Genomic DNA, 8157 nt, shown 5'->3' on the forward strand with positions numbered 1-8157 from the left:
CGTCGGCGCGCTGCAGCGGCGCCCACTGGTGCGGCGCGACCGCGTGCGCGGCCAGCAGGACGACCGGGATCGGCTCGATCCGGCCGTCCCGCACCGCGACGGGCGGCTCGCCCGGAGCCACCCACGACGGCTCCCAGCCGCTGCCCTCGAGGCCGTCGAGCACGTCGCCCACGGCGCGCTCCGGGAAGCGGTCGGCCGCGATCACGGCCACGCGCCGCGGGTCGCCCGAGCGGCGCAGCACGGGCGAGAGGCGGTCGAGCAGGGCGTCGAGCGCCTCCCGCGGCACGCGCAGGGCCGCGGCCAGGCGCTCGAGGTGGGCGCGCTCGGTGCCGCGCTCGAGCTCGGCCACGATGCGCTCCTGCCACGGGGCCGGGTCGCGCAGCACCACGGTGCCCTCGCGGCCGAGCTGCAGCGTCGACGCGTCGCGCCAGAGGGGCACGTGAGCCGGATCGAGTCGCAGCGGGGTCATGCCGCGATTCTGTCGCCGTCACGGGGCCCGCGGGGCGTTATCCACAGAGCGGATCGCGGACGGCCCCGATCCGTGCGCCTGGGAGCGAGCCGCGCGCCGCGCGCGTCCGCGCCGGCCCGCGGTTCGCACCTCAGACCGCGCGCGGCCCCTCGGGCCCCTCGCCGTCGGGCCCCTGGCCGCGGTCGCCACCGTCACCCGAGCCGTCGTCACCCGAGCCCCCGTCACCCGAGCCGCCGTCGCCCGAGCCCTCGTTACGCGAGCCGTCGTCACCCGAGCCCCGGTCGCCCGAGCCCTCTGCCCGCGGCTCCGCCGATCCCGGTTCGCCGCGCTCGGCGTCGGCCAGCAGCTGCGCGAGCGCGGCGTCCATCTCGTCGGGCTCCGGCTCGTCGCCGCGCGCCTTCGCCTCGAGCCGCGCGATGAGCCCCGACGGGTCGTCGATGTCCTCCGCCTGCGGCATGAGGTCGGGGTAGTCCCACAGCGCGTCGCGCGCCGAGACGCCGACCGCCTCGGTGACGGCGCGCCACATGGCGGCGGCCTCGCGCAGGCGGCGCGGGCGCAGCTGCAGGCCGACGAGCGCGGCGAGCGCGTCCTCGGCCGGACCGCCGGCCGCGCGGCGCCGGCGGATCGTCTCCGCGATCCGCTCCAGATCGGGCATGCGGCTCGTCGCGTCGGCCGTGACGACGTCCACCCACCCCTCGATGAGGGCGAGCAGGTTCTCGAGCCGGGTGAGCGCGAGGCGCTGCGCCTCGGACTGCTGCGGCAGCAGCGCGCCGCTCTGCAGCGCGTCGCGCAGCTCGCCGGGGTCCTGCGGGTCGAAGCGCGAGGCGAGCTCCTCGAGCCGCTCCACGTCGATGTCCACGCCGCGGGCGTACTCGGTCACCTGCGCGATCACCTGCAGGCGCAGCCACTTGGCGTGGCGGAACAGGCGGGCGTGCGCGAGCTCGCGCGCCGCGACGTAGATCGCGAGCTGGTCGTCGGGGATCTCGAGCCCGCGGCCCAGGTCGGCGAAGTTCTGCGGCAGGATCACGGCGCTGCCGGCCGGCATGACGGGCACGCCCACGTCGCCGCCCGAGATCACCTCGAGCGAGAGGCGGCCGATGACCTGGCCGAACTGCGCGGCGAAGAGCTGGCCGCCGATGCCGCGGATGAGCCGTCCCGCACCCTCGAGCAGGGGCCGCATCTCCTCGGGCGACTGCGTGCGCAGCGCCTCGATGAGTGCGTCGGCGATGCTCGTGGCCACGGGCTCGGCGAGCTCCTGCCACACGGGCAGCGTGAGCTCCACCCAGTCGCCGCGGGTGATGGCGTGCGGGGTCTCCGTGAGCTCCGAGATCGCCGTCGCCTCGCCGAGCCACAGGTTCGCGAGCGCGAAGGCCTGGTCCAGGTCGGTGCGCTGCCCGTCGGTCACGCCCCTGCCGTCCTGGTTCGCGATGTGCAGCGCGCTGCGCCTCGTCGCGTCCCACGAGATGCCGTCGCCCGCCGAGGCGAACGCGCGCTGCATCTGCTGCATCATCTGCTGCAGCATGGCGGGGTCGAACGGCATGCCGCCCGCGCCGTCGCCCATCGCCTCCGAGAGCCGCCGCAGCTGCTCGGGATCGAGGGAGCCGCCGGGAAGGCCGCCGGGCATTCCCTCGAACATCCGCCGCAGGAACTCGGGCAGGTCGTCATCCGGTCGGGGATCGTCCTGGGACACGTCAGCCGCCTCTCGTGTGCGCCGTATCAGCCGGCCAGAAGGTATGCGTTCTACGCTAGTCGCGCCGTCGTCGCCCGGCACGTCGGGCGGATCATCCGCCTTACGCCCGGCGCGAACGGCCACGAACCACAGGGAGATGGCACGCGCGTGAGCCTGTTCGACGAGCCGGGGGAGCAGCCCCGACCCACCCCGCTGTCGGCACTCAGGCGGATGCCGCGACGCACCGCGATCGGAGCCGTGTCGCTCGCGATCGCGCTCGTCGTGCTCTTCGCGCTGACCCTGATGCCGTCGGCGTACGTGATCCAGCAGCCGGGGCCGGTCTACAACACGATCGGCACGGCGCAGAATGCCGAGGGCGAGGACGTGCCGCTCATCGAGGTGGACGGCGCCGAGACCTACGAGACCGGCGGCAGCCTCGACCTCACCACCGTGCAGGTCGTCGGCAACCGCGAGTGGACGCCCCGCTGGATCCAGCTCGCCGCGGCCTGGCTCGACCCGTCGAAGGCCGTCGTGCCGCTCGACTCGGTCTTCCCGCAGGGCACGACGAGCGAGCAGCGCACCGAGCAGAACGCCATGCTCATGGTCGACTCCCAGGCCGACGCCACGGCGGCCGCGCTGCGCCAGCTCGGCTACGACATCGGCTCCCGCATCCAGGTCGTCTCGCTCACCGACGAATCGCCCGCGCGCGGCGCGCTGCGCGAGGGCGACGTGATCACGACCGCCGACGGCGAGGACGTGACCGACGTCACCCGGCTGCGCGAGCTGATCCAGGCGAGCGAGGGCGAGCCGATCGAGATCGGCTACCTGCGCGACGACGAGCCGGGCGCGGCCGAGATCACGCCGACCCGGGCGGTCATCGACGGCGCGGAGGCATGGGCGATCGGCGTGAGTCTGACGACCGACTACGACGACTTCCCCGTCGACGTGCACATCCAGCTCGACAACGTGGGCGGCCCGAGCGCCGGCACGATGTTCGCGCTGGGGATCATCGACGTGCTGACGCCGGGGGAAGCCACGGGCGGCGAGGACATCGCGGGCACCGGGACGATCGACGGCGCGGGCGAGGTCGGGCCGATCGGCGGCATCCGCCAGAAGCTGCACGGTGCGCGCGCCGCGGGCGCCGAGTGGTTCCTCGCCCCGCGCGACAACTGCGACCAGGTCGTGGGGCACGAGCCGGACGGGCTGACCGTCGTGTCGATCGCGACGCTCGACGAGGCCGTCGACGCGGTCGAGGCGATCGCGGACGGCGACGCGGACGGGCTTCCGTCCTGCACCGCCGGCTGATCCGCCCTGGGGGAATCCCCCGTATCCGCGTCGGGGTGCCCGGCTCGTGCCCCCGGCCGTTTCGGCCCGCCTAGGATGACAGGGTGACCTCGACCTCAGCGCCGACGCCGGCCACAGCTCCCAGTCCCTTCCGACGCGTGGTGACGATCTCGCTCGTCGTGATCGCCGCGCTCGTCGGAGCGTTCTTCGTCTTCGCGACGCTCTACGCCGACTTCCTCTGGTACGAGCAGCTGGGATTCGACTCCGTGCTGCTGACGCAGTGGACGGGGCGGGCGCTGATGTTCGTGATCGGCTTCGTCGGCATGGCCGCGCCGATCTGGGCGTCGATCTTCCTCGCCTACCGGATGCGGCCCGTGTACGCGCGCCTCAGCTCGCAGCTGGACCGCTACCAGGAGGTCGTCGAGCCGCTGCGTCGCCTCGCGATGTGGGGCATCCCCGTGTTCTTCGGCTTCTTCGCCGCCTCGGCGCAGTGGGAGTCGGCGGCGCTGTGGCTCAACGGCGTGTCGACGGGCGAGGTCGACCCCGAGTTCGGCATCGACACGGGCTTCTACATGTTCGCCATGCCGTTCTACACCGGCGTGGTGGCGTTCGCCTCCGCCGCCGTGCTGCTCAGCTTCGTGATGACGGCGATCGTGTCGTACCTGTACGGCTCCGTCCGCATCGGCCAGGGCGAGCTGCGCATCTCGAAGCCGGCGCGCATCCAGATCGCGGTCACGGCCGCGGTCTACATCCTGCTCCAGGCCGTGAGCCTGTTCCTCGACCGCTTCAACACCCTCGTGGCGCCGAACGACCGCATCACCGGTCCCGGCTACACGGGCGTGAACGCGCAGATCCCCGGTCTGACGATCCTCTCCATCGCCGCGATCGTCGTGGCCGCCCTCTTCATCGTCACCGCGATCATCGGCCGCTGGCGCCTGCCGCTGGCCGGCACGGCGCTGCTGCTGGTCACCGCGCTCGTGGTGAGCGTCGGCTACCCGTGGGTGGTCAACACCATCCAGGTGCAGCCGAACCAGCTGTCGATGGAGCGCGAGTACTACCAGCGCAACGTCGACATGACGCGCGAGGCCTACGGCATCGACGACATCAGCACGACGGAGTACCGGGCCGAGACGACGACCGAGGCCGGCCAGCTGCGCGACGACGCGGAGACGACCGCCTCGCTGCGCCTGATGGATCCGAATGTCGTGAGCCCCACGGTGCGCCAGCTCGAGCAGCGCTTCCCGTACTACTCCTTCCAGCCCAACCTCGATGTGGACCGCTACGAGATCGACGGCGAGTCCCAGGACACCGTCGTGGCGGTCCGCGAGCTGAACCAGGGTCAGCTCGAGAGCCAGACGTGGGAGAACATCGCCACGGTCTACACCCACGGCTACGGGCTCGTGGCCATGAAGGGCAACGAGCGCACGGCCGACGGCGGTCCCGTCTTCCTCGAGAACGGCATCCCGTCGACGGGCGTGTTCAGCGAGATGGAGTACGAGCCGCGCATCTACTTCGGCGAGAGCTCGCCCGAGTACTCGATCGTGGGCGCGCCGGAGGGCGCGGAGCCGCGCGAGCTCGACTACGCGCGCGGGGACGAGTCGAACCAGACCCGCACGACGTTCGAGGGGGACGGCGGGCCGAGCGTCGGCAATCTGCTGAACAAGATCGTCTACGCGCTGAAGTTCCAGTCGGAGGAGATCTTCCTCTCGCAGTACGTGAACGAGGAGTCGCAGATCCTCTACGACCGCGATCCCGCCACGCGCGTGCAGAAGGCGGCGCCGTACCTCACGATCGACAGCGACCCGTACCCGAGCGTCGTCGACGGCCGCGTCGTGTGGATCGTCGACGCGTACACGACGAGCGCCTCGTACCCGTACTCGTCGACCATGAGCCTGTCGGACGCCATCAGCGACTCGAACGTGCCCCAGCCGCAGCTGCTGATCGACGAGATCAACTACATCCGCAACTCGGTCAAGGCGACCGTCGACGCGTACGACGGATCGGTCACGCTCTACGCGTGGGAGGAGGAGGACCCGGTCCTCCAGGCGTGGCAGAAGGTGTACCCCGCCACGGTGGAGCCGCTCGACGCGATGAGCAGCGAGCTCATGAGCCACGTGCGCTACCCGACCGACCTGTTCAAGGTGCAGCGCGCCATGCTCGGCACCTACCACGTGGAGGACGCGGCCAGCTTCTACAACCGCGACAACATCTGGGCCACGCCCGCCGATCCTCAGGACGACGCGGTCAAGCAGCCGCCGTACTACCTGACGATGCGGATGCCGGATCAGGACGAGCCGTCGTACTCGCTGTTCACGTCGTTCATCCCGCCGGGGACGGGCGAGAACAGCCGCAACGTGCTGCTCGGCTATCTCTCCGTCGACGCGGATGCCGGCTCCGAGCCGGGCGCGAAGCGCGAGGGCTACGGCGAGCTGCGGCTCCTCGAGGTCTCGAGCGACACGACCGTGGCCGGACCCGGCCAGATGCAGAACAACTTCAACGCCGACCCGGCCAGCGCCGACGAGCGCAACCAGCTGCAGATCGGCGACTCGGAGCTCGTGCTCGGGAACCTGCTGACCCTCCCGGTCGGCGGCGGCTTCCTGTACGTGGAGCCGGTGTACGTGCAGTCGAAGACCGGCACGTCGTTCCCGCGCCTGCAGAAGGTGTTCGTGGCGTTCGGCGACGAGATCGCCTTCGAGAACACCCTGGCCGAAGCGCTGGACGCGATATTCGGGGGAGACTCCGGATCCGAGACGGGCGACGAGGACATCGATCCCGTCGATCCGACCGAGGGCGCGACGGATCCCGATCAGGGCGGCACGGCCGACCCGACCGAGGCGGAGGCCCGCGAGGCCGCCCTCGCGGACGCCGCGGAGGCACTGGAGGCGAAGAACGCCGCGCTGGAGGAGGGCGACATGGTCGCGTATGCCGAGGCCGACGAGCGCCTCATGGACGCCCTGCAGCGCCTGTTCGACCTCGAGGCGGCCCCGGAGGGCACCGAGGAATAACCCTCGTCCGACCCTCCGCGAAACAGCATCTGCGCGCCGAGACAGTGGCTTCTGACCACCGTCTCGGCGCGCAGTTGCTGTCTCACCGGGTGGGGGATCGGGCCCGATTGGCGCACTCCGAAAACCCGTGCTAGGCTTGTCTCTTGTGCCGCGGGGTGGAGCAGTTCGGTAGCTCGCCGGGCTCATAACCCGGAGGCCGCAGGTTCAAATCCTGCCCCCGCAACAAAGAAGGCCCGGATCCGCTTGGATCCGGGCCTTCTGCTTTGCCTGGCGGCGGCCCGCGCGGGGCCGCCGTGGGCCTTCGCGTGCGAGGATGGGCGCATGTCCAGCCCGGCCGAGCAGAGCGCGCCGCACCGCAACGAGACGCCCGCGGAGCGCGATGACCGCAACTGGATCGAGGCGCTGCAGGAGCTGCGCGTGCTGCAGACCGGCACGCAGATCCTCACGGGCTTCCTGCTCGCTCTGGCGTTCCAGCCGGCGTTCGCCGAGCTGAACCCCGGGCAGCGCGTGTTCTACCTCGTGCTCATCGTGCTGGCGGGCCTGAGCGCCGTCATCGCCCTCGCGCCGGTGGCGCTGCACCGCATCGCCTTCCGCGGCGGCATGAAGCGCACCGTGGTCTCCTACGGGCACGCGGCGCTGCTGACGGCCCTGCTCATCGTCTCGGCGCTGCTCGTGGGCGTCGTGGGATTCGTGTTCGAGGTGGTCCTCGGCGACACCGCCGCCTGGATCGCCGGATCGGTGCTGGCCGCGTTCGTCGTGGTGCTGTGGTTCGTCGCGCCGCTGCTGCTGCGGGCGCGCCGGACGGGAGGGGAGTCATGAGCGGATCGGTGGGCGTGGCGGCGGGCCAGTTCGCGCCCGGCGCCGACAAGGCGGCCAACCTCGCCGAGATCGAGCGGCTCGCGCGCGAGGCGCGGGAGCGCGGTGCGCGCGTGGCGCTGTTCCCCGAGTACTCGAGCTACTTCGTGAACCCGATGGATCCGACCCTCGCGCGCCACGCCGAGCCGGTCGACGGGCCCTTCACGGCGCGGCTGGCGGCGCTGGCGGGCGAGCTCGGCATGACGCTCGTGGCGGGGCTCATCGAGCAGGCCGGCGACGGCCGGGTGCGCAACACCGCCGTGGCCGTGGACGGCTCCGGCGTCGTGGCGCTGTACCGCAAGCAGCACCTGTACGACGCGTTCGGGCAGCGCGAGTCGGAGTGGGTGGAGCCCGGCGCGCCGCACGAGCCGCAGACGTTCGCGATCGACGGCCTGACCTTCGGGCTCATGACCTGCTACGACCTGCGCTTCCCGGAGATCTCGCGCACGATCGTCGACGCGGGCGCCGATGTGCTGCTCGTGCCGGCGGAGTGGGTGCGCGGCCCGCTCAAGGAGCACCACTGGACGACGCTGCTCGCGGCGCGCGCGATCGAGAACACGATCTTCGTGGTCGCGGCCGACCATCCGGCCCCGATCGGCGTCGGCCGCTCGGCCTTGCTCGATCCGCAGGGCGTGACGCTCGCCGGCCTCGGGGCCGAGCCCGGGCTGGCGATGGCGTGGCTGGACCCCGAGGCGATCGTCCGCACCCGCCGGGTCAACCCGGCCCTCGAGCTGCGCCGCTACCGCGTCGAGCCGCGCTGACCCGTTACTTTCTTCGTGACCGTCTGGCGGAGGATGCTAGGCGGTGACGGCCTGCCGGGCCCGGCATGATTGCTGCCCCCTGTCTTTGATGATCCGGGGGGTGTTGTCACCGGG

5 protein-coding genes and 1 tRNA gene are annotated in these 8157 nt (G+C 71.9%); 5 read left to right on the forward strand and 1 reads right to left on the reverse strand.

The window, feature by feature from the left end:
* Window positions 1-599: 599 nt before the first annotated feature.
* Complete coding sequence (locus ACYVJ0_RS09110; protein ID WP_460817410.1) at window positions 600-2105, reverse strand: zinc-dependent metalloprotease; 1506 nt, start codon at window positions 2103-2105, stop codon at window positions 600-602.
* A gap of 201 nt (window positions 2106-2306) precedes the next feature.
* Between ACYVJ0_RS09110 and ACYVJ0_RS09115 the strand changes: the two genes are divergently transcribed.
* The 5 genes from ACYVJ0_RS09115 (at window position 2307) to ACYVJ0_RS09135 (ending at window position 8043) form a co-directional block, all read left to right on the forward strand.
* Window positions 2307-3443 (forward strand): YlbL family protein, encoded by a 1137-nt coding sequence (locus ACYVJ0_RS09115; RefSeq protein ID WP_460817397.1) that lies wholly within the window; start codon window positions 2307-2309, stop codon window positions 3441-3443.
* Between the two features lie 83 nt (window positions 3444-3526).
* Window positions 3527-6427, forward strand: coding sequence for a UPF0182 family membrane protein (locus ACYVJ0_RS09120; protein WP_460817399.1), 2901 nt, complete (start codon window positions 3527-3529; stop codon window positions 6425-6427).
* Window positions 6428-6576: 149 nt separating this feature from the next.
* A tRNA-Met gene (locus ACYVJ0_RS09125) sits at window positions 6577-6650 on the forward strand.
* Between the two features lie 98 nt (window positions 6651-6748).
* Window positions 6749-7246, forward strand: coding sequence for a DUF6328 family protein (locus tag ACYVJ0_RS09130; RefSeq protein ID WP_449853356.1), 498 nt, complete (start codon window positions 6749-6751; stop codon window positions 7244-7246).
* Window positions 7243-8043 carry a carbon-nitrogen hydrolase family protein gene (locus tag ACYVJ0_RS09135; RefSeq protein WP_460817401.1) on the forward strand — a complete coding sequence of 267 codons (801 nt, stop codon included), beginning with the start codon at window positions 7243-7245 and terminating at the stop codon, window positions 8041-8043. The genes ACYVJ0_RS09130 and ACYVJ0_RS09135 overlap by 4 nt, the downstream gene beginning before the upstream one ends.
* The last annotated feature ends 114 nt before the right edge of the window (window positions 8044-8157 follow it).

Source organism: Microbacterium petrolearium, from assembly GCF_054782875.1.

Coding starts and splice junctions, on each gene's coding strand:
- ACYVJ0_RS09110 (WP_460817410.1), bottom strand. CDS start 2,105: ATGTTCGAGGGAATGCCCGGCGGCCTTCCCGGCGGCTCCCTCGATCCC.
- ACYVJ0_RS09130 (WP_449853356.1), top strand. CDS start 6,749: ATGTCCAGCCCGGCCGAGCAGAGCGCGCCGCACCGCAACGAGACGCCC.
- ACYVJ0_RS09135 (WP_460817401.1), top strand. CDS start 7,243: ATGAGCGGATCGGTGGGCGTGGCGGCGGGCCAGTTCGCGCCCGGCGCC.